The sequence below is a fragment of the Enterobacter sp. EGD-HP1 genome (assembly GCF_000733275.2).
GTDB lineage: Bacteria > Pseudomonadota > Gammaproteobacteria > Enterobacterales > Enterobacteriaceae > Enterobacter.
This window is the reverse complement of record NZ_AVOP01000012.1, coordinates 384,527-404,346: the sequence shown is the minus strand read 5'-3', so window position 1 is coordinate 404,346 and position 19,820 is coordinate 384,527. Positions and strand designations below refer to the sequence as shown.

At 61.9% G+C, this 19,820-nt stretch carries 20 protein-coding genes; 7 read left to right on the top strand and 13 right to left on the bottom strand.

The window, feature by feature from the left end; translation table 11 throughout:
• Positions 1-66: 66 nt before the first annotated feature.
• From N037_RS11000 to N037_RS10985, 4 genes are all read right to left on the bottom strand, one after another.
• Positions 67-1,089 (bottom strand): HoxN/HupN/NixA family nickel/cobalt transporter, encoded by a 1,023-nt coding sequence (locus tag N037_RS11000; RefSeq protein WP_032640848.1) that lies wholly within the window; start codon positions 1,087-1,089, stop codon positions 67-69.
• A 1-nt stretch (position 1,090) separates the two neighbouring features.
• Entirely contained in the window at positions 1,091-3,307 is a 2,217-nt protein-coding gene (gene hypF, locus N037_RS10995; protein WP_032640846.1) for a carbamoyltransferase HypF, read from the bottom strand.
• A gap of 6 nt (positions 3,308-3,313) precedes the next feature.
• On the bottom strand, positions 3,314-3,859 hold the full coding sequence (gene hydN / locus N037_RS10990) for an electron transport protein HydN (protein WP_023308960.1): 546 nt from the start codon (positions 3,857-3,859) through the stop codon (positions 3,314-3,316).
• 134 nt (positions 3,860-3,993) lie between these two features.
• Positions 3,994-5,007 carry a LacI family DNA-binding transcriptional regulator gene (locus N037_RS10985; protein WP_032640844.1) on the bottom strand — a complete coding sequence of 338 codons (1,014 nt, stop codon included), beginning with the start codon at positions 5,005-5,007 and terminating at the stop codon, positions 3,994-3,996.
• Between the two features lie 214 nt (positions 5,008-5,221).
• On the opposite strand from N037_RS10985, the gene ascF reads away from it, so the two are divergent.
• Both ascF and N037_RS10975 read left to right on the top strand, forming a co-directional pair.
• A complete protein-coding gene (gene ascF / locus N037_RS10980; protein WP_032640842.1) occupies positions 5,222-6,673 on the top strand; it encodes a PTS cellobiose/arbutin/salicin transporter subunit IIBC in 1,452 nt (483 codons plus the stop codon).
• An 18-nt stretch (positions 6,674-6,691) separates the two neighbouring features.
• Positions 6,692-8,116 (top strand): 6-phospho-beta-glucosidase, encoded by a 1,425-nt coding sequence (locus N037_RS10975; RefSeq protein ID WP_032640840.1) that lies wholly within the window; start codon positions 6,692-6,694, stop codon positions 8,114-8,116.
• An 81-nt stretch (positions 8,117-8,197) separates the two neighbouring features.
• Here N037_RS10975 and hycI read toward each other — a convergent pair whose 3' ends face one another.
• From hycI to hycA, 9 genes are all read right to left on the bottom strand, one after another.
• On the bottom strand, positions 8,198-8,653 hold the full coding sequence (gene hycI, locus N037_RS10970; protein ID WP_032640837.1) for a hydrogenase maturation peptidase HycI: 456 nt from the start codon (positions 8,651-8,653) through the stop codon (positions 8,198-8,200).
• Positions 8,646-9,056: a formate hydrogenlyase maturation HycH family protein gene (locus tag N037_RS10965; RefSeq protein ID WP_032640835.1), complete on the bottom strand. Its 411-nt coding sequence runs from the start codon at positions 9,054-9,056 to the stop codon at positions 8,646-8,648. The genes hycI and N037_RS10965 overlap by 8 nt, the downstream gene beginning before the upstream one ends.
• Entirely contained in the window at positions 9,053-9,820 is a 768-nt protein-coding gene (locus tag N037_RS10960; protein WP_032640833.1) for an NADH-quinone oxidoreductase subunit B family protein, read from the bottom strand. The genes N037_RS10965 and N037_RS10960 overlap by 4 nt, the downstream gene beginning before the upstream one ends.
• Entirely contained in the window at positions 9,820-10,362 is a 543-nt protein-coding gene (locus N037_RS10955; RefSeq protein ID WP_032640831.1) for a formate hydrogenlyase complex iron-sulfur subunit, read from the bottom strand. The genes N037_RS10960 and N037_RS10955 overlap by 1 nt, the downstream gene beginning before the upstream one ends.
• Before the next feature lie 9 nt (positions 10,363-10,371).
• Complete coding sequence (gene hycE, locus N037_RS10950; protein WP_014885003.1) at positions 10,372-12,081, bottom strand: formate hydrogenlyase subunit HycE; 1,710 nt, start codon at positions 12,079-12,081, stop codon at positions 10,372-10,374.
• A 15-nt stretch (positions 12,082-12,096) separates the two neighbouring features.
• Entirely contained in the window at positions 12,097-13,020 is a 924-nt protein-coding gene (locus tag N037_RS10945; RefSeq protein WP_032640829.1) for a respiratory chain complex I subunit 1 family protein, read from the bottom strand.
• Between the two features lies 1 nt (position 13,021).
• The gene (gene hycC / locus N037_RS10940) at positions 13,022-14,836 is read right to left on the bottom strand and encodes a formate hydrogenlyase subunit 3 (RefSeq protein WP_032640827.1); all 1,815 of its coding nucleotides are present in this window, start codon (positions 14,834-14,836) and stop codon (positions 13,022-13,024) included.
• Complete coding sequence (locus tag N037_RS10935) at positions 14,833-15,441, bottom strand: 4Fe-4S dicluster domain-containing protein (RefSeq protein ID WP_023308971.1); 609 nt, start codon at positions 15,439-15,441, stop codon at positions 14,833-14,835. The genes hycC and N037_RS10935 overlap by 4 nt, the downstream gene beginning before the upstream one ends.
• A gap of 70 nt (positions 15,442-15,511) precedes the next feature.
• Positions 15,512-15,976 carry a formate hydrogenlyase regulator HycA gene (gene hycA / locus N037_RS10930; protein WP_032640823.1) on the bottom strand — a complete coding sequence of 155 codons (465 nt, stop codon included), beginning with the start codon at positions 15,974-15,976 and terminating at the stop codon, positions 15,512-15,514.
• A 211-nt stretch (positions 15,977-16,187) separates the two neighbouring features.
• Between hycA and hypA the strand changes: the two genes are divergently transcribed.
• Genes hypA through hypE form a run of 5 tightly spaced genes read left to right on the top strand, consistent with a single transcriptional unit; the run spans position 16,188 to position 19,799 of the window.
• Entirely contained in the window at positions 16,188-16,538 is a 351-nt protein-coding gene (gene hypA, locus N037_RS10925; RefSeq protein WP_032640821.1) for a hydrogenase maturation nickel metallochaperone HypA, read from the top strand.
• 3 nt (positions 16,539-16,541) lie between these two features.
• Positions 16,542-17,405, top strand: a complete 864-nt coding sequence (gene hypB / locus N037_RS10920; protein WP_032640819.1) for a hydrogenase nickel incorporation protein HypB — start codon at positions 16,542-16,544, stop codon at positions 17,403-17,405.
• Positions 17,396-17,668 carry a HypC/HybG/HupF family hydrogenase formation chaperone gene (locus tag N037_RS10915; protein WP_023333212.1) on the top strand — a complete coding sequence of 91 codons (273 nt, stop codon included), beginning with the start codon at positions 17,396-17,398 and terminating at the stop codon, positions 17,666-17,668. Before hypB ends, N037_RS10915 begins: the two co-directional genes overlap by 10 nt.
• A gap of 2 nt (positions 17,669-17,670) precedes the next feature.
• Positions 17,671-18,792 carry a hydrogenase formation protein HypD gene (gene hypD, locus N037_RS10910; protein WP_032640817.1) on the top strand — a complete coding sequence of 374 codons (1,122 nt, stop codon included), beginning with the start codon at positions 17,671-17,673 and terminating at the stop codon, positions 18,790-18,792.
• Complete coding sequence (gene hypE, locus N037_RS10905; protein ID WP_032640814.1) at positions 18,789-19,799, top strand: hydrogenase expression/formation protein HypE; 1,011 nt, start codon at positions 18,789-18,791, stop codon at positions 19,797-19,799. The genes hypD and hypE overlap by 4 nt, the downstream gene beginning before the upstream one ends.
• Positions 19,800-19,820 lie beyond the last annotated feature (21 nt).

Here is a 19,820-nt window from a genome sequence, read left to right as displayed (position 1 = left end):
ACAAAACGCAAACCTTGTAGGCCCGCGCAAGCGTAGCGCCGCCGGGCAAAAACAGGGCTGGGTAGTTCAGGAACGCATCACCAGCGCGTCGTAGCCGCGCCAGCGGTAGTTAACCATGGAGATCAGCCAGCAGGCGACAAACAGCCCAACCACCACAAACCCGGCGTTGCCCAGGTTGTCGTTTACCGCGGCAATCAGATCCCAGACGCCGCCGCTGAGGGCGAATTTGTCCATCAGCAGACCCAGCGCTTCCAGCCCACCGATAAACAGCGCCACCACCACGGAGGTGCCGGTGATGGTCATGTTGTAGTAAAGCTTGCGCTGCGGCTTGTTAAACGCCCAGCCGTAGGCACCGACCATCAGCAGGTTATCGAGGGTATCCACCAGCGCCATGCCGCTGGCGAAGAGCGCCGGGAAGATCATGATTGACCACACCGACATCCCGCTGGAGGCGCTGGCGGCAGAGATCCCCAGCACGCCAATTTCGGTGGCCGTGTCAAAGCCAAGGCCAAACAGGAAACCGACCAGGTACATCTGCCAGCTTTTATTCACCAGGCGGAAGGTTTTGCCAAACAGCCAGTTCATGGCGCCCCCGTGGGCAGGGAGCGTCATGTCGCCCTGCACGGGCCTGCCGTTTTTCAGCGCCTGAAAACTGCGCCAGACGCCGCGCAGGATCACCATGTTCACCAGCGCCATCGCCAGCAGGAAGGTGGCGGAAACGGCGGTGCCAATCACGCTGCCGGTTTCGTGGAACCATTCCATGTTTTTCTGAAACGCCGTCGTGGTCGCGGCGATGGCAATCGAGGCCAGTACCACGATGGTGGAGTGCCCGAGCGAGAACCACGCCCCTACGCCGGACGGGCGTTTGCCCTGCTGCATCATCTTACGCGTCACGGTATCAATGGCCGCGATGTGGTCAGCGTCCACCGCGTGACGCAGCCCGTAGCACCACGCCAGCAGGCTGGCGGCCATCAGCGCCGTGCTGCCGCTAAATGCGTGCCATGCCCATCCCCAGGCCAGCAGGTTGGCCATTACCAGAGCCAGCAGCAGAAGCGCGGCGCGAGGTTCATTGCGTAAGAGTCGTAACATTTTAAGTCCTTTGTGAACATGACCGGGCTGCGGCGATCGCCGCCTGCCCGAAGGAGATCGCTCCGTCACCTGCGGGCAGGCGCGAAGGAAAAAGAAGCATAAAGTCAGAAAGATAATGACGCAGGCGCGCGCGCAGCAGACGGTTGTGCAGCACGCCGCCGCTGAGACAGATTGTCGACAGCGACAGGTGGCGGGCATGGCGCGCGGCGAGTTCCGCCAGCCCTTTTGCCAGCGCGTCGTGAAACGCCCACGCGCGCGCGCAGGGCTCCGCCTGCCAGGCCAGCCACTTCTGCCAGAAAAGCGCGAGGTTGTCGACAGACAGCGTCACCGGATGGTCGACGCCCGCGCACTGCGAGGCCAGCGCTTCCAGCCGGCAGGCCGCTTCACCTTCCCAGGATTGGGTTTCAATACCCAGCGCACAGGCGACCGCATCAAACAGGCGACCACAGGACGAGGCCTGCGGCGCGTTGATGCCGCGCCGGATCGCCGTTGCCAGCAGCGGCCAGTTTTGACGCTGAACCGCGCGCGTTTCCGGGTACTGCTGCCAGTCAGGGACAAACGCCAGGCAGTGGGCGAGCAGATTGCGACACGGCTGCCGCGCCGCCAGATCGCCGCCCGGCAGCGCAACGGCAGGCAGTCCGCCCAGACGCTCGCATGCGAGATAGCTCACCCGCAGGCACTCCCCACCCCACAGCGCGCCGTTCTCGCCCATGCCGATCCCGTCCAGCGTCAGGGCGATAACGTCTCCGCCCTCCCGCGGCCAGCCGTTTTCCGCGAGGCATGCCGCCGCGTGGGCGTGATGATGCAGCACGGTTTCAACGGGCAGCCCCTGCGCCTGCGCCCACTGGCGCACCCGGTACCCCGGATGGGCGTCGCACACCACGCGCTCCGGCTGGAAGGCGTAGATGTCCTGCATCGTCGAGAGCGCGCCGCGCCACTGCGCTTCGGAACCCTCGTCACCGAGATCGCCAAAATGCTGGCTCAGCACCGCCTGGCTGCCACGCACCAGGCAGAAGGTGTTTTTCATCTCCGCGCCGGTGCATAACATGGCGGGGATATTCTCAAAGCCCGCGGGCAACGTAATGGCATCGGGCACAAAACCGCGCGCGCGGCGAAGCATCGCGCCGTCCCGATCCATCACCGAATCGTCCATCCGTTGAAGAATATCGCGATTGTGCAGCAGGAAGCCGTCCGCGATACCGCTGAGCTCATCCAGTGCCTGCCGGTTGGTGATGGCAGGCGGTCTGCCGCTGAGGTTGCCGGAGGTCATCACCAGCGGGCGCTGGTAGTCCATCATCAGAAGATGCTGCAGCGGGTTAGCGGGCAGCATGATGCCCACGCTATCCAGACCCGGCGCGATAGCCTCAGGGAAGTCAGGCAGCCAGGCTTTTGGCGTGAGCACGATGGGTGCAGCGGGTGAGCCGAGCAGCGTCTGAATCGCCTCCGGCACGCCGTCCGCATTTGGGATCATCACCGCCAGCGGCTTCGCGGGACGCTGCTTGCGTGCCCGAAGCGTCGCGACCGCCTGCGGATTACGCGCATCGCAGACGAGGTGAAAGCCGCCCAGCCCTTTAACCGCGACTATGCCGCCGCTTTTCAGCATCGCCACCGCCGCGCTCAGCGCAGGCTCACGGTCTGCGGTGATGTCGCCCGCGCGCCATTCCAGCGCGGGCCCGCAGTCCGGGCAGGCTACCGGCTGGGCGTGAAAACGTCGGTCGGCAGGATTGCGGTACTCCGTCTCACACGGCACGCAGAGCGGGAATGGCGCCATTGACGTGGCAGGACGGTCATAGGGCATGGCGCGAATAATGGTAAACCGCGGCCCGCAGTGGGTGCAGTTGATAAACGGGTAGCGATAGCGGCGCTCGCCGGGGTCGCGCATTTCAGCCAGACACGCCGGACAGGTCGCGGCATCGGGCACTATCTGGGTGTCCATCGCCCCGCCCGCGCTGTGGCGGATGGTAAAGTCCTCCGGCACCTGTGCCCAGGTAAACGGCTGCGTTTCAACGTGGTCAATGCGTGCCAGCGGTGGGCAGTCCTGATGCAGCCTCGCGGTAAAGGCCCCCCCATTACCCGCGAGGCGCACCAGCACGCCCTTCCCGTCATTGCAGACGTCACCGGTCAACTGAAGCGCCTGCGCCAGTTGCCAGACGAAGGGCCGAAACCCCACGCCCTGCACCTTGCCGCGCACGCGCAGCTGTACGCCGTTACTGCTCATGGCGGATCAGAACAGCAGTGATGACGACGTGTCGAACGCCGCACGACGGCGCTTTTCCGCGCTCATCTGCTCAAGCTTGTCGCGATCCACGCAGACCAGCGCGTGCGTCGGGCAGGCTTCCATGCAGGCCGGACCGGCGTCACGGTGGTAGCAAAGATCGCATTTGTTGGCTTCGGCTTTCTCCGCGCGCACGCTCAGCCCCATGCCGCTGTTGCGGACCACCGGACGGACCACCACCTCCATCGCGCCGTACGGGCAGGCGACCACGCAGGTTTTGCAGCCAATGCAACGCTCCTGCATGACGTGCACAAAGCCTTTCTCGCGTTTAATCGCCCCGTTCGGGCAGACGTTCGCACACGGTGCGTCTTCGCACTGGCGACAGATGGCGGCGGTGGAAATATTCACGCCTTTGATGACGTGGATACGCGGCAGGAAGGTGTCAGGGGTGAGCGACGCGCAGTCCTGCTCCGCCTGATGGGAAACCACGCACGCCACTTCACAGGTACGGCAGCCAATACACTTACTGGCATCGGCCATAATAAAACGGTTCATCTGCTTCTCCAGCATTACAGTTATGCGCGGAGATATTCACAAACCGTGCCAATAATTAACACATTGATTTTAAATGAATTTAAACATCACGGCGGTGCTGTCATCGTCACTTATGACGATGACAGCTGTCGACATCAGCGGTGCGGGCCGTCAATAACGGAGTCGCGAAGCACCAGCTCGCCGGAGAAGGTTTGCTGATATTTAAACTCACCGCCGTCGAGCATGAAGATCAGGCGGCTGATGGTTTCTTTGATCATCTCCGTCACCGGAATACGCACGCTGGAAAGCGACGGCACGATGTAAGGCGCGATGGCCACGTCGTCGAAACCGATCACCGACACCGCGTCAGGGGTGGCAACGCCGCTGTCGTGCAGCTGCTTCATCGCGCCGATTGCCATGTCGTCATTACTCGCCACCAGCGCCGTAAAGCGCTCACCGCGCGCAAGCAGTTCGGCTACTGCCGCCGCGCCGCTGGCGGGGTTCCACTTCCCCTGCGCAATCAGCCCCTCGCGCAGCGGAATACCGTGCTGCGCCAGCGCGTCCCGGTAGCCGGAGAGACGCTCAACCCCGGTAGGGGAATCCAGCGAGCCGGTGATAAACGCAATCTCCCGGTGCCCTTTCGCAATCAGCTGCGACACCGCGTCCTGGCTGGAGGCTTTATGATCGGACCAGACGCTGTGGCTGCTGTTTTTCCGCAGGCGGCGGTTGAGCACCATTATGGGCTGCTCGCACTTCTCGACGATCTCATCCATCTCTTCCACGCTCAGGAAACGCGGATAGATGATCACCGCGTCGCAGCGCATGTCGAGCAGGTACTGGATCGCCTCGCGCTCTTCATCCGCGCTGTGCTTGCCGTCCGCGAGGATCAGCTGCCGCCCCTTTTCTTCCGTCATACGCGCGGCGTGAAACAGCAGTTCGCTAAAGTAAACGCCGTGATACAACGTGTTTGTCACCACCAGCCCCAGCGTCTGGGTACGTTTGGTTGCCAGATTGCGCGCCAGTAAATTCGGACGATAGCCGCTCTCTTCTATGGCCTGAAATACCCGGTCTTTGGTCTCCTGGCTGACGTAGCCATTTCCCGACAGCACCCGGGACACCGTGGCTTTCGAAACGCCTGCCCGCTTCGCCACTTCAAGCATCGTGGTCATGTTGTTATTCCGTCTGAATCTGATGGAGCGCAGTGTACTGCACCGCAGGGAAATTGTCGTAGCGGTGAAATCACGCTTTCGATACCCCATTGCGATCCGCGTCACGAAACGAAAAAATGGTCAAAAAGCGATCTTGTTTCATTGGTAAAAACTCATGATGATTATGTGGAACCGGTTTCCTACATGTCTCACAACAATAACAGGATCACATCCGATGGCCAAAAATTACGCTGCGCTGGCGAACGACGTTATCAGCGCGCTGGGCGGCAAAGAGAACATCGTCGCCGTCACCCACTGCATGACGCGTCTGCGTTTCGTACTGAAAGACGAAAGCCTGACCGACGCTGCACGCCTGAAAGGCATCAGCGGCGTCCTCGGCGTGGTGCGCAACGACAACCAGTGCCAGGTCATTATTGGCAACACGGTTTCACAGGCGTACCGCGAAGTGGTGAGCCTGCTGCCCACGGACCTGCAGCCCGCAGTGCCGGAAGGTCCGCAGAAGATGACGTTGCGCCGCATTGGCGCCGGGATCCTCGACGCGCTGATCGGCACCATGTCCCCGCTGATCCCGGCGATCATCGGCGGTTCGATGGTCAAGCTGCTGGCGATGATCCTCGAGATGACCGGCGTGTTGCCAAAAAGCGCGCCGACGCTCACCATTTTGACCGTCATCGGCGACGGCGCGTTCTTCTTCCTGCCGCTGATGGTGGCAGCCTCTGCGGCGGTGAAGTTCAAAACCAACATGTCGCTGGCGATCGCCATCGCGGGCGTGCTGGTGCACCCGAGCTTTATCGAGCTGATGGCGAAAGCCGCGCAGGGCGAGCACGTTGAGTTCGCCTTTATTCCGGTGACGGCGGTGAAATACACCTACACCGTCATCCCCGCGCTGGTGATGACCTGGTGCCTGTCGTACATCGAACGCTGGGTGGATCGCATTACCCCGGCGGTGACGAAAAACTTCCTCAAGCCGATGCTGATCGTGCTGATTGCCGCCCCGCTCGCCATCGTGCTGATTGGCCCGCTGGGGATCTGGATCGGTAGCGCCATCTCCGCGCTGGTCTACACCATTCACGGCTACCTGGGCTGGCTCTCCGTCGCCATCATGGGCGCGCTCTGGCCGCTGCTGGTGATGACCGGGATGCACCGCGTCTTTACGCCGACCATCATTCAGACGATTGCCGAAACGGGCAAAGAAGGGATGGTGATGCCGTCGGAAATCGGCGCCAACCTGTCGCTCGGCGGCTCGTCGCTGGCGGTTGCGTGGAAAACCAAAAACCCGGAGCTGCGCCAGACGGCGCTGGCCGCGGCGGCCTCGGCCATCATGGCAGGGATCTCTGAACCGGCCCTGTATGGCGTGGCGGTACGCCTGAAGCGTCCGCTGATTGCGAGCCTGATCAGCGGCTTTATCTGCGGCGCGGTGGCCGGCATGGCCGGTCTTGCCAGCCACTCGATGGCGGCACCGGGGCTGTTCACCAGCGTGCAGTTCTTCGATCCGGCCAACCCGATGACCATCGTCTGGGTGTTCGGCGTGATGGGGCTGGCAGTGGTGCTGTCGTTTGTTCTGACCCTGCTTTTAGGGTTTGAGGATATTCCTGTCGAAGACGAGGCCGAAAAAGCGCGCGCCCTGCAGACCGCACCGGTACAGAACAACGCAGCAAAAGCATAAATTGAAAGCGAGGTAAGAATGTCTGTTTTTCCACAAGGATTTTTATGGGGCGGCGCGCTTGCCGCCAACCAGAGCGAAGGTGCGTACCGTGAAGGCGGCAAGGGACTGACGACGGTCGATATGATCCCCCACGGCGCACATCGCCTGGCGGTGAAGCTCGGTAAGGAAAAGCGTTTTTCGCTGCGTGACGACGAGTTCTACCCGAGCCACGAGGCGATTGATTTTTACCATCGCTATAAAGAGGACATCGCCCTGATGGCGGAGATGGGCTTTACGGTGTTCCGCACCTCGATTGCCTGGAGCCGCCTCTACCCCAACGGCGACGAGCCGCTGCCGAACAAAGAGGGTATTGCCTTCTACCGCGCGGTGTTTGAAGAGTGCAAAAAATACAATATCGAGCCGCTGGTGACGCTCTGCCACTTCGACGTGCCGATGCACCTGGTGACGGAGTACGGCTCCTGGCGCAACCGTAAGATGGTCGATTTCTTCGCCCGCTACGCCCGCACCTGCTTCGAAGAGTTTAACGGGCTGGTGAAATACTGGCTGACCTTCAACGAAATCAACATCATGCTGCACAGCCCGTTCTCCGGCGCGGGGCTGGTGTTTGAGGAAGGTGAAAACGAGGATCAGGTGAAATACCAGGCCGCGCACCACGAGCTGGTGGCGAGCGCGCTGGCAACCAAAATTGCCCACGAGGTGAACCCGGAAAACCAGGTCGGCTGCATGCTGGCGGGCGGCAATTTCTACCCGTACTCCTGCAAGCCTGAAGACGTGTGGATGGCGCTGGAGAAAGACCGCGAGAACCTGTTCTTTATCGATGTGCAGGCGCGCGGCAGCTACCCGGCCTACTCCGCCCGCGTGTTCCGCGAAAAAGGCGTGGTGATTGTGAAAGATCCCGGCGACGACGAACTGTTAAAAAACACCGTCGACTTCGTTTCGTTCAGCTACTACGCCTCGCGCTGCGCGTCGGCGGACATGAACGCGGGCAACACCAGCGCGGCGAACATCGTGAAGTCCCTGCGTAATCCACATATTCAGGTGAGCGAATGGGGCTGGGGCATTGACCCGCTCGGCCTGCGCATCACCATGAACATGATGTACGACCGCTACCAAAAGCCGCTGTTCCTGGTGGAGAACGGACTCGGGGCGAAAGACGTGATTGATGAAAACGGCGAGATCAACGACGACTACCGCATCAGCTACCTGCGGGAGCACATCCGCGCGATGGGCGACGCGATTGAGGACGGCGTGCCGCTGATGGGCTACACCACCTGGGGCTGTATCGACCTGGTGTCGGCCTCAACGGGTGAAATGAGCAAACGCTACGGGTTTGTGTACGTTGACCGCGATGACGCCGGAAACGGCACGCTGGACCGCAAGCGCAAGAAATCGTTCTGGTGGTACAAGAAGGTGATTGCGAGTAACGGGGCGGATCTCGAGTAGCCTGTTTTGCCGGGTGGCGGCTTCGCCTTACCCGGCCTACAAAACCGTAGGCCCGGTAAGCGTAGCGCCACCGGGCGCTGTTCAGAGCCGGGAAAATCCCCCGTCCCCAATCCATCCGGCAAGCCGTGAATAGACCACGTCCACCGCCTCTTTCACCGGCGGCGTCATCGGGTAATAGAACCCGACGATGTCCGGCTGAATGCCCAAAAACAGCACCTCGCCCACGTCGTCTTTAATCTGATCGACCAGGTAGTTCAGCGGCATATTGTGGGTGGTCATCATAAACATCTCGGCGATGTCGTCCGGATCAATCAGGCGGATCTCACCGGGATTAAGCCCCATATCGGTGGCATCGACGATTAACAGCCTGTCCGGGCGCATCTCGCGAATGGCGACTACGTCATTTTCCGGCGCGCTGCCGCCGTCGATAACCACCCAGCTGCCCTGCGGGTTCGCGGCGCACATCTCCGCCAGCAGCGGACCCGCGCCGTCGTCGCCCATCATGCTGTTGCCGACACACAGTAAAACGTCAGTCACGTAATCTCCTCACCATCAGGTAGATGGCGCTCTCCTGATGAATATCATGCAGCATGCTGAGCAGCGTTTTGCTCCACGCCTGCTGCTCGGGGGTTTGCCTGCCGAGCGCCGCGTCAAAGGCGTTGGCAAGCATCGCAATGTGGTTGGCGTCGATAACGATCTCGCCGTACTTCGGCACGCCCTCCATCTTGCGCCGCGCCGTGCTGCCCTCCTCCAGCGTGGCGATCCACGCCAGGTACTCGGGCCACGGGCAGCTCAGCGCCGCCTCCAGGCAGTCAATCACCCCGAGGTGATGCCCAATCGCCAGGCTGTAATAGACCACCTGCTGCGCCGCATCCGGCGTGGCATCGTTCTCATCAATAAACTTACGGCTCAGCTGGCTGAACACCACCGTTTCACTCATCGGATACGCGCCTCATCGACGATGCTGTTCAGGTTCGCCACAATCTCATTGAGACGCGGATCGTTTTCCGCCTCCAGCCAGCGCGCCACCTGATGTTCGCCCTGGCTCAGCAGGCGCAGATAATCGTCGGCAATCTGACGCCCGTAGCGATAGCCCGCCAGTTTCCGCGCCGTGCGATCCACCTTCACCCGCAGCGGCTGCACCATATCCGGATGCAGAATGGCCGCAGGCTGGTTGTCCAGCTCGCCCGGCTCGCGGGCGTGGATTTTTTGCTCCAGCAGGCCAAGCGCCATGGCAAAGCCGTACAGCGTGGCGGCAGGCGTCGGCGGGCAGCCCGGAATGTAGACGTCCACCGGCACGATTTTGTCGGTGCCGCCCCAGACGCAGTAAAGGTCGTGGAAGATGCCGCCGCTGTTGCCGCAGGCGCCGTACGAGATACAGATTTTCGGGTCCGGCGCGGACTGCCAGGCGCGCAGCGCGGGCGAGCGCATGGCGCGGGTGACGGCCCCGGTAAACAGCAGGATGTCCGCATGACGCGGGGACGGCACCACCTTGATGCCGAAGCGCTCGGCGTCAAACAGCGGTGACAGGGTGGCGAAGATCTCGATCTCGCAGCCGTTGCAGCCGCCGCAGTCCACGCGGTAGACGTAGGCCGAGCGTTTGATTTTTTTCAGCAGCGACGCCTTCATGCTGGCGATGGATTCGTCCACCGTCATCGGCACCGGAATGCCGTTTGCGTCGCGCGGGCCGAGTAAATTGTCCATCAGCTGGCCTCTCTCATATGGCGGGTGATATCAATGCGGTCGGACGGCAGCAGGCACTTCTGACGCTTGCACTCCGGGCAGGTTTCAAAGCCTTCGCGGTGATGCTCCGCGCGGGCGTCGCCGTTGTGCTGCAGCAGCGCGATGGCGTAGTCGATCTCTTTCTGTACGGCGAACGGGCGCCTGCAGACGCGGCAGTTGCACAGATCAAAGCGCGACTGCTGCAGAAAGTCTTCTTTCTTCCACACCGCCAGCTCGAATTCCTGCGACAGGCGAATGGCGACCGTCGGGCAGACCTCCTCGCAGCGGCCGCAGAAGATGCAGCGCCCGAGGTTAAACTGCCAGGCCAGCTCGCCGGTTTTGAGATCCGTTTCGACCGTTAAGGCGTTCGACGGGCAGGCGTTGACGCAGGCCGCGCAGCCGATGCACTGCTGCGGATTGTGCTCCGGCTTGCCGCGAAAGTTTTTGTCGACCGGCATCGGCTCCAGCGGATAGCTGCTGGTCTGGATGCCGGTTTTGATCACTTTTTTGATAAAGGTAAACATGGCGAGTCCTTATTTCAGCGGCGAGTTTTTACGCTCGATGCTGTAGCGCTCAAGCTCTTTGTACGGCACCACCTGGCTTTTCTTCTTGCGCACGTCCACCACGGTCATGCGGTCGGTGCAGGAGTAGCACGGGTCGAGGCTGCCGATGATCAGCGGCGCATCGGAAACCGTGTTGCCGCGCAGCATATAGCGCAGGGTTGGCCAGTTGGCGTAGGTGGCCGCACGGCAGCGCCAGCGGTAGAGCTTCTGGTTGTCGCCGGTCATGCTCCAGTGGATGTCGTCCCCGCGCGGCGCTTCGGCAAAGCCGAGGGCAAAGCGGTTCGGGATGTAGGTGAAGCCTTCGACCATCAGCGGGCCGCCCGGCAGGTTATCGAGGCCGAAGTCGATCATGTTGAGGGCGGTAAACACCTCGTTGATGCGCACCTTGAGGCGCGAGATGACGTCGCAGCCCTGCTCGCTGTGTACGGTCATCGGCAGCAGGCCGTAGCCGACGAACGGGTGATCGGCGCGGGTGTCGCGGGCGTGGCCGCTGGCGCGCACCATCGGGCCGACGTTGCTGAAGTCGCGGGCGATTTCCGGGTCAAGGCGGCCGATGCCGACGGTGCGCTGCTCGATATTGGGCGTGCTGAGCAGCATATCCACCAGCTCCTGCACGTCGCGGCGCATCTGCTGCGCCAGCTGACGGGTCTGGATCATGTCGTCCTTCAGCAGGTCGCGGCGGATCCCGCCGATCAGGTTCAGGCCGTAGGTTTTACGCGCCCCGGTAAGGATCTCCGCCATCTTCATCGACGCCTCGCGCACGCGGAAGAACTGCATAAACCCGGAGTCAAAGCCGACAAAGTGGCAGGCCAGGCCGAGGTTCAGCAGGTGAGAGTGCAGGCGTTCCACCTCCAGCAGAATGGCGCGGATCATCTGCGCGCGCTCCGGCACCACGATGCCCATGCCGTTCTCCACCGAGGTGGTGTAGGCGGTACTGTGGGCGAAGCCGCAGATGCCGCACACGCGGTCAGAGAGGAACGTCACTTCGTTGTAGCCCATGCGGGTTTCCGCCAGCTTTTCCATACCGCGGTGGACGTAGAACAGGCGGTAGTCGGCGTCGATAATGTTTTCGCCATCGACGAACAGGCGGAAGTGGCCCGGCTCGTCGGAGGTGACGTGCAGCGGGCCGATCGGCACCACGTTGTTCTTCTTGCTGCCCAGCTCGTTGATGAACTCGTAGGTTTCGCTGTCGGTGGTCGGCGCCGGGCGCTGGCGGTAGTCCATGCTGTCTTTGCGCAGCGGATAGAGTTCGTCCGGCCAGTCGTCCGGCAGCACCAGGCGGCGCTCGTCCGGCAGGCCGACCGGCACCAGGCCGTACATGTCGCGCACCTCGCGTTCGCCCCAGACGGCGGCGGGCACGCGCGGCGTGACGGACGGGTATTCCGGCTTATTCGGGTCGACTTCGACGCGCACGGTGAGCCAGCACTTCTCGCCCTGCTCCATCGACATCACGTAGTACACGGCGTAATTGCCGCACAGCTGGCGCTCGTCGTTGCCGAACAGCACCGACAGCCAGCCGCCCTGCTGGTAGTAGAGAAACTCCACCACTTCCGGCAGATAGTTCACCTTAATGGTGACGGTGATCTGGTCTTTGGTTTGCCAGGACTCCTCCAGCACCACGCCGGGGAAAGCTTGATGCAACGCGGCGAGATACTGCTGACCTTTCTTTTCTTCAGACATAAATACTCTCTTTAATCACGCCACCAGCAAGGAGACGAACGCTAAAAATGCAAAACCAAAACCGGCCCAGGTGATGCGTGACGTTTCGACAAAACGCAGGCGCGCCATGCTGTTTTCAAACAGGGCAATCACCAGCACGCCGATAAGCAGCTTGAGCACAGCCACCACCACGGCCAGTAGCAGGCCGCCCGCAGAGAAGTGCGTCATCTGCCCCCACGGGAAGAAAACGCCGACGAACATCTGCAGCACCACCAGCTGCTTGAGGCTGATGCCCCACTTCAGCACCGCAAAGCCGTAGCCGCTGTATTCGGTGAGCGGCCCCTCCTGTAATTCCTGCTCCGCTTCCGCGAGATCGAACGGCAACTTGCCCATCTCGATAAAGGTAGCGAACGCGCAGGCGCACAGCGCCAGCACCAGCGGGAGAGAACGTGAAACCGGCCAGTGGTAAACGGTGTGGGTGATAAAGCTGATGTGGGTGGAGCCCGCGACCTGCGCGGCGACCCACAGCCCCAGCAGCAGGATCGGCTCCACCAGCACGCCGAGCATCGCCTCGCGGCTTGCGCCGATGCCGGTAAACGGGCTTCCGGTGTCCAGGCCCGCAATCGCAAAGAAGAAGCGGGCGATGGCGAAGAGGTAAATCAGCGTAATCAGATCGCCGAGCGCCGGCAGCGGCGATCCCACCGTGACCACCGGCAGCGCGGTGGCGATGGTCAGCATGACGCCCACCATCACAAACGGCGTCAGGCGGAAGACCCAGCCGGCGGCATCCGGGGCGACGCTTTGACGAGAAAGCAGCTTGAAAAGATCGCGATACTCCTGAAGCACGCCAGGCCCGCGACGGTTGTGCATTCGGGCGCGCGCCACGCGCGTGATGCCCGACAGCAGCGGCGCAGCGGCGAACAGCACCAGCGCCTGAAGAATTGCCAGTAACAGACTCATGTCAGGCTCCTCGTGAAATCACAATGACCACCAGCACCGCCAGCTCGATGACCGCCAGACGGCGGAACAGCGCGGGCGCGGCGGCACTCTGCCAGCCGGGTACCCAGCCCACCGGGTTCAACCAGTGGCGCAGCTTCAGCACGGCGGCGAAGTTCTCCTTCACCGGCATGGCGAAGCCGTGGGCGGTGATGACCATCGACTGTTCGTGTTCGTAGCCGCAGGCCCACGCCGCACCGCGCGAGCGGGAAGAGAGTCGGTCGCGTTTGAAGAACAGCATCAGGACGAGCGGCAGCAGCGGTGCGCCAATCAGCAGCAGCGCGATCATGGGCTGAGAGACGGTGGTATTCGCCACGGTCAGCGGCAGCGGAATGGCGTTGCCCAGCAGCGGCAGCAGCCACGGCGCGGCGACGCCGCCCGCGATGCAGCAAAGCGCCAGCGCAACCACGCTCACACCCATCAACACCGGTGCGCAGCAGGCGTTTTCCGCTTCGCGGGTGCGCGGCGCGCCGAGGAAGGTCACGCCGTAGACTTTCGCCATGCACATCACCGCCAGCGCCCCGGTAATCGCCAGTCCGACCGCCAGCAGCGGCCCCAGCAGACGGGCGATAAACGCGTCGCTCTGGCCGAGCGCGAAGAAGGACTGATAAATCACCCACTCCCCGGCAAAGCCGTTCAGAGGCGGCAGCGCGGCCATCGCCATCAGCCCCACCAGCATGGCGAGTGAAATGACGGGCATCTTTTTGCCAATCCCGCCCAGCTTTTCGATATCCCGATGGCCGGTGCGGAACCAGACGCTTCCCGCGCCGAGGAACAGGGTGCTTTTAAACAGGCTGTGGTTGACGAGGTGATACAGGCCACCGATAAACCCGGCGGCGATTAGCGCCGGATGATTGAGCGCCAGCCCGGTCACCCCTGCGCCAATACCAAGCAGGATGATGCCGATATTTTCCAGCGTGTGGTACGCCAGAAGACGCTGGATATTGTGCTCCATCAGCGCGTACAGGCCGCCGACGAACGCGGTGATCATGCCCGCAATCAGCAGCACGACGCCCCACCACAGCGGCGGTTGTCCGCCGGTCAGCGTAATCGCCAGAATCCCGAACAGCCCCACTTTCATCACCACCACAGAAAAAAGCGCGGCGGCGGGCGCGGAGGCATTCGCATGCGCCTGCGGCACCCAGCCGTGCAGCGGGATAATCCCGGCGAGCAGGCCAAAGCCGACGACGCCCAATAGCCAGACGTCATTCCCCAGCGGATGACCGTTGAGCGCAGAGAAATCCAGCGTGCCAAAGCGTTGCCACACCAGCCAGCAGGCCAGCGCCAGCAGCAGCGTTCCGAAGCGCCCCAGCGCAAACCACAGCTTGCCGGAGGCGCTGCAGCCCGTCAGGAACACGCCGCAGAGCGCCATAATTTCCGCCATCACCACCAGCGCGCCGAGGTTGCTGGCGATAACGGTGCAGACCGCCGTCGCCATCAGCAGGTTAACCAGCAGGCCGTTAGCGCTTGCGTGCGGATGGCGGTGCCAGTCGATATTGAACAGGCTGATAAACACCCCGCACAGGCCAAACGTCACCAGCCAGATGGCATTCAGCGGCGTGATTTCAACGGCGTGGCGAATCAGCGGCATCACGGTCTCTGCGGACTGTCCGCCGAGCAGGACAACGCCGCCTGCTGCCAGCGTCATCAGGCTAGCGACCGCCCCGCCGATCCCGCCGATAGCGCCGCTGAGGGTTTTGTGGAATGAGAAGATCAGCGCCAGAACAGCGGCGGCAGTAAAACAGGCTACCGCGCTGGTAATCATTATCGCCGCGTTCATTTCGCCCCCTCGTTAAGCGCCTGTAGCAGAGACAGGTCGCCAAAATCACTGTTGATGGTCAGCTCGCGTTTACGCTTGCTGGTACGGGCAATGTCGCGAATGTTAACCAGAATCAATGCCTTAGTCGGGCAGGTGCGCACGCAGGCCGGTCCCTGTTCATCAAAGCTGCACAGGTCGCACTTCACCGCAACGGCGCGGATGCCGGGCACCCAGTCCAGCAGCGTGCTTACGCGCGCCGGAGCCGGCGGCGCCGGCGGGGCTTTTGGCGAGTTGGCGTTTGCCGGAATGTGCAGCGGACGGCTGCCGGAAAATTCAATCGCGCCGAACGGGCAGGCAATGCCGCACAGCTTGCAGCTTACGCACAGGCTTTCGTTCAGCTGGACAGCGCCATCAACGCGGGTGATGGCATTCACAGGGCAGACGCCCGCGCAGGGAGCGTCTTCACAGTGATGGCAGAGCTGCGGGGCAGACTCTTTTTCATTACGCATGACGTGCAGGCGCGGCATGGACTGCAGCCCATGCAGGCGATGCGTTTCCGAACACGCCGCCTCACAGGTTCGACAGCCAATACAGACCGTCGAGTCAGCAATTACAAAACGGTTCACCGGGTTATCCTCTGGTGATAGTCATTTTTGACGAAAAACTGTCTTGTCGACACTTCTCGACACGCATCGGTCAGGCCACGTTCGCTGAGGCGTTTCCATCCATCAGCTGCTTCAGGTTGACCGGGAGATCGTTCTCAACGGCGGCGTACAGGCCGTTATAGACCGGCGCGATTTTTTCCAGATAGTGCTCCAGCACCTGCTGGCGATCGCGATTGCTGACGTGGCCGTCCACCATGCCGTCGGCCATCAGCTGCGCCTTCGCAATACACTGTTTTTCCCCGTCTTTTGTCTCGAGGTGGTACTCAATGGTGTGGCTGTTGAAGTTATCCGCCAGGGTAACGTTGATCGTGAAATGGCCGAACAGAACGAAGCGCATGTCGCCCTGCGCCGCGCAGCTCATCGCGTGGTGAAGACGCGCTTTCGAGAGTGTGATGCCCTGAACCAGAGAGTTGCAGTAGAGGTGCCACTGGTCCTGCAGCTGCTGATGACGCTGCGCGATGTAATCCGCTTTTTCGCTGATTTCCCAAATAGTCATAGAAGGTATCCGTGTAATGGAGATAGCGGCTGTTAAGCAGATTCCATGCCAGTTTTTATCTTTATGATTTTAAATAGATTTAATCGCAAAGCTGCTGTCAACGCCGCGGTGTCGACGTGTCATTTCGACAGCGTTGACATCGTCACGCCCTAACAAAAATCAAGCTGGCACCGTTATTGCATTCAATGGCGCAATTCATTGAGGAGGCGTCATGCACGAAATCACCCTCTGCCAGCGGGCTCTGGAGCTTATCGAACAGCAGGCAGTGCAAAACCACGCGAAGCGCGTCACCGGCGTCTGGCTGAAGGTCGGGGCGTTTTCCTGCGTCGAGACCAGCGCCCTGCATTTCTGTTTTGAGCTGGTGTGTCGCGGCACGCTGGCGGAAGGCTGCGAACTCCATATCGAAGAGCAGCAGGCGGAGTGCTGGTGCGGGCAGTGTCAGCAGTACGTCACCCTGCTGTCATCGAAGGTTCAGCGCTGTCCGCAGTGCCAGAGCACCGGTCTTCGCATCGTGGCGGACGACGGCATGCAGATCCAACGCCTCGAAATCGAGAAGGAGTAAAGTATGTGTAGCACCTGCGGTTGCGCCGAAGGCAACCTGTATATAGAAGGGGATGAACACCGTCCCCATTCCGCGTTTCGCTCCGCGCCCTTTTCCCCTGTCCCGCGTCCTGTGGCGGCGCTGACCGGCATTACCTTCGCCCCGCAGCGCTCCGACGCTGGCGACCTGCACTACGGCCACGGCGAAGCGGGGACCCACGCGCCGGGCATCAGCCAGCGCCAGATGCTGGAGGTGGAAATCAACGTGCTGGACAAAAATAACCAGCTCGCCGCCCGCAACCGCGCCCGCTTTGCCGCCCGCAAACAGCTGGTGCTGAACCTGGTCTCCAGCCCCGGCTCCGGCAAAACCACGCTGCTGACCGAAACGCTCAAGCGCCTGAACGGGCGCGTCCCCTGCGCGGTGATAGAAGGCGACCAGCAGACCGTTAACGACGCGGCGCGCATTCGCGAAACCGGCACCCCGGCGATTCAGGTTAATACCGGCAAAGGCTGCCACCTGGATGCGCAGATGATTGCCGACGCCGCCCCGCGCCTGCCGCTGGCGGATAACGGCATTCTGTTTATTGAAAACGTCGGCAACCTGGTCTGCCCGGCAAGCTTTGACCTGGGTGAACGGCATAAAGTCGCGGTGCTTTCGGTGACCGAAGGCGAAGACAAGCCGCTGAAGTATCCGCATATGTTTGCCGCCGCCTCCCTCATGCTGCTGAACAAAGTCGACCTGCTGCCATACCTGAACTTCGACGTGGATAAGTGCCTGGCATATGCCCGTGAAGTGAACCCGGAGATTGAGATCCTGCTGGTCTCCGCCACGCGCGGCGACGGCATGGACGGCTGGCTAGAGTGGCTGGAGAACGAACGATGTGCATAGGCGTACCTGGACAAATTCACGCCATCGACGGTAATCAGGCCAAAGTGGAGGTCTGCGGCATCCTGCGCGACGTGGACCTGACGCTGGTGGGCAGCAGCGATGAAACGGGCGCCTCGCGTCTCGGCCAGTGGGTGCTGGTCCACGTGGGGTTCGCCATGAGCGTGATTAACGAAGCGGAAGCCCGCGACACGCTGGATGCGTTGCAAAACATGTTCGACGTGGAGCCTGACGTGGGCGCGCTGCTGTACGGCGAGGAGCGGTAATCATGCGTTACGTTGATGAATACCGCGCCCCGGAGCAGGTGCTGCAGCTTATCGGACACCTGAGAACGCGCGCGGCCCTGCTGGACTACACGACAGAAAGACCGCTGCGGATCATGGAGGTGTGCGGCGGGCACACGCACGCCATCTTCAAATTTGGCCTCGACCAGCTGCTCCCGGAGAACATCGAGTTTATCCACGGCCCCGGCTGCCCGGTCTGCGTTCTGCCGATGGGGCGCATCGACAGCTGTATTGAGATTGCCAGCCAGCCCGACGTCATTTTCTGCACCTTTGGCGACGCGATGCGCGTGCCGGGGAAAAATGGTTCGCTGCTGCAGGCGAAAGCGCGCGGCGCAGACGTCCGGATCGTCTATTCGCCGATGGATGCCCTGACGCTGGCAGCGGATAACCCCGCGCGCAAGGTGGTGTTTTTTGGCCTGGGGTTTGAAACCACCATGCCCGCCACCGCCATCACGCTGCAGCAGGCGAAAGCGCGCGGCGTCGAGAATTTTTTCTTCTTCTGCCAGCACATTACGCTCATCCCCACCCTGCGCAGCCTGCTGGAAGAGCCAGGCAACGGCATTGACGCCTTTCTGGCACCGGGCCACGTCAGCATGGTGATTGGCACAGACGCCTACGGTTTTATCGCTGAACAGTACAATCGTCCGTTAGTGGTGGCTGGTTTCGAACCACTTGATCTACTGCAAGGTGTCACCATGCTGGTTGAGCAGAAAATAGCGGCCCTGAGTACCGTGGAAAATCAGTACCGCCGCGTGGTGCCGGATGCGGGAAATGAACGAGCGCAGCAGGCGATAGCCGACGTGTTTAGCGTTGAGGGCGACAGCGAATGGCGCGGCCTGGGGCTGATTGCTGAATCCGGCGTGCGCCTGGCGCCAGCCTATCGCGCGTTCGACGCAGAAGCGCATTTCCGCCCGCAGCCGCAGCAGGTTTGCGACGATCCCCGGGCACGCTGTGGCGAGGTGCTCACCGGCAAATGCAAACCGCATCAGTGTCCGTTATTTGGCAATACCTGTAACCCGCAAACGGCGTTTGGCGCGCTGATGGTCTCCTCCGAAGGGGCGTGTGCCGCGTGGTATCAGTATCGCAACCAGGAGAGTGACGCATGAATACGGTTGAAATGGCGCACGGCAGCGGCGGACAGGCGATGCAGCAGCTGATTAACCGGCTGTTTATGGAAGCCTTCAACAACCCCTGGCTCGCCGAACAGGAAGACCAGGCGCGCATTGACCTCGCGACCCTCACCGCCCAGGGCGACAGGCTGGCCTTCTCCACCGACAGCTACGTGATCGATCCGCTGTTCTTCCCCGGCGGCGATATCGGCAAGCTCGCCGTCTGCGGCACGGCCAACGACGTGGCGGTCAGCGGCGCTATTCCGCGCTACCTCTCCTGCGGGTTTATCCTCGAAGAGGGATTACCAATGGAGACGCTCACGGCAGTGGTCAACAGCATGGCGCAGACCGCGCGCGAGGCGGGGATAGCGATCGTCACCGGCGACACCAAAGTGGTGCAGCGCGGCGCGGCCGACAAGCTGTTTATCAACACCGCCGGCATGGGGGCGATCCCCGCCGATATTCACTGGGGCGCGCAGCAGCTTAGCGTGGGCGACGTACTGATCGTGACCGGAACGCTGGGCTGCCACGGGGCGACCATCCTTAACCTGCGCGAAGGCCTGGGGCTGGACGGCGAACTGCGCAGCGACTGCGCGGTGCTCACCCCGCTGATTCAGAGGCTGCGGGGTATTCCCGGCGTCAAAGCTCTGCGGGACGCCACGCGAGGCGGCGTGAACGCCGTGGTTCATGAATTTGCAGCAAGCTGCGGGTACGGGATTGAACTCACCGAGCGCAGCCTGCCCGTTAAGCCCGCCGTTCGCGGGCTTTGCGAACTGCTGGGCCTTGACCCGCTCAACTTCGCCAACGAAGGCAAGCTGGTGATTGGCGTTGAACGCGCGGCCGCGGAAGCCGTTCTTGAACAGCTGCGGGCTCATCCGTCAGGAAAAGAGGCTGCAATGATTGGTGAAGTGGTTGAGCGCAAAGGGGTGCGCCTGACCGGGCTGTATGGCGTGAAGCGCACGCTGGATCTGCCGCACGCGGAACCCTTACCCCGTATTTGCTAGGCCGCGCCACAAGCGGCCAGC

What these genes read in the sequence shown, in the direction of transcription:
- N037_RS11000 (WP_032640848.1), bottom strand. Translation starts at nt 1,089, where the DNA reads ATGTTACGACTCTTACGCAATGAACCTCGCGCCGCGCTTCTGCTGCTG.
- hypF (WP_032640846.1), bottom strand. Translation starts at nt 3,307, where the DNA reads ATGAGCAGTAACGGCGTACAGCTGCGCGTGCGCGGCAAGGTGCAGGGC.
- hydN (WP_023308960.1), bottom strand. Translation starts at nt 3,859, where the DNA reads ATGAACCGTTTTATTATGGCCGATGCCAGTAAGTGTATTGGCTGCCGT.
- N037_RS10985 (WP_032640844.1), bottom strand. Translation starts at nt 5,007, where the DNA reads ATGACCACGATGCTTGAAGTGGCGAAGCGGGCAGGCGTTTCGAAAGCC.
- ascF (WP_032640842.1), top strand. Translation starts at nt 5,222, where the DNA reads ATGGCCAAAAATTACGCTGCGCTGGCGAACGACGTTATCAGCGCGCTG.
- N037_RS10975 (WP_032640840.1), top strand. Translation starts at nt 6,692, where the DNA reads ATGTCTGTTTTTCCACAAGGATTTTTATGGGGCGGCGCGCTTGCCGCC.
- N037_RS10965 (WP_032640835.1), bottom strand. Translation starts at nt 9,056, where the DNA reads ATGAGTGAAACGGTGGTGTTCAGCCAGCTGAGCCGTAAGTTTATTGAT.
- N037_RS10960 (WP_032640833.1), bottom strand. Translation starts at nt 9,820, where the DNA reads ATGGACAATTTACTCGGCCCGCGCGACGCAAACGGCATTCCGGTGCCG.
- N037_RS10955 (WP_032640831.1), bottom strand. Translation starts at nt 10,362, where the DNA reads ATGTTTACCTTTATCAAAAAAGTGATCAAAACCGGCATCCAGACCAGC.
- hycE (WP_014885003.1), bottom strand. Translation starts at nt 12,081, where the DNA reads ATGTCTGAAGAAAAGAAAGGTCAGCAGTATCTCGCCGCGTTGCATCAA.
- N037_RS10945 (WP_032640829.1), bottom strand. Translation starts at nt 13,020, where the DNA reads ATGAGTCTGTTACTGGCAATTCTTCAGGCGCTGGTGCTGTTCGCCGCT.
- hycC (WP_032640827.1), bottom strand. Translation starts at nt 14,836, where the DNA reads ATGAACGCGGCGATAATGATTACCAGCGCGGTAGCCTGTTTTACTGCC.
- hycA (WP_032640823.1), bottom strand. Translation starts at nt 15,976, where the DNA reads ATGACTATTTGGGAAATCAGCGAAAAAGCGGATTACATCGCGCAGCGT.
- hypA (WP_032640821.1), top strand. Translation starts at nt 16,188, where the DNA reads ATGCACGAAATCACCCTCTGCCAGCGGGCTCTGGAGCTTATCGAACAG.
- hypB (WP_032640819.1), top strand. Translation starts at nt 16,542, where the DNA reads ATGTGTAGCACCTGCGGTTGCGCCGAAGGCAACCTGTATATAGAAGGG.
- N037_RS10915 (WP_023333212.1), top strand. Translation starts at nt 17,396, where the DNA reads ATGTGCATAGGCGTACCTGGACAAATTCACGCCATCGACGGTAATCAG.
- hypD (WP_032640817.1), top strand. Translation starts at nt 17,671, where the DNA reads ATGCGTTACGTTGATGAATACCGCGCCCCGGAGCAGGTGCTGCAGCTT.
- hypE (WP_032640814.1), top strand. Translation starts at nt 18,789, where the DNA reads ATGAATACGGTTGAAATGGCGCACGGCAGCGGCGGACAGGCGATGCAG.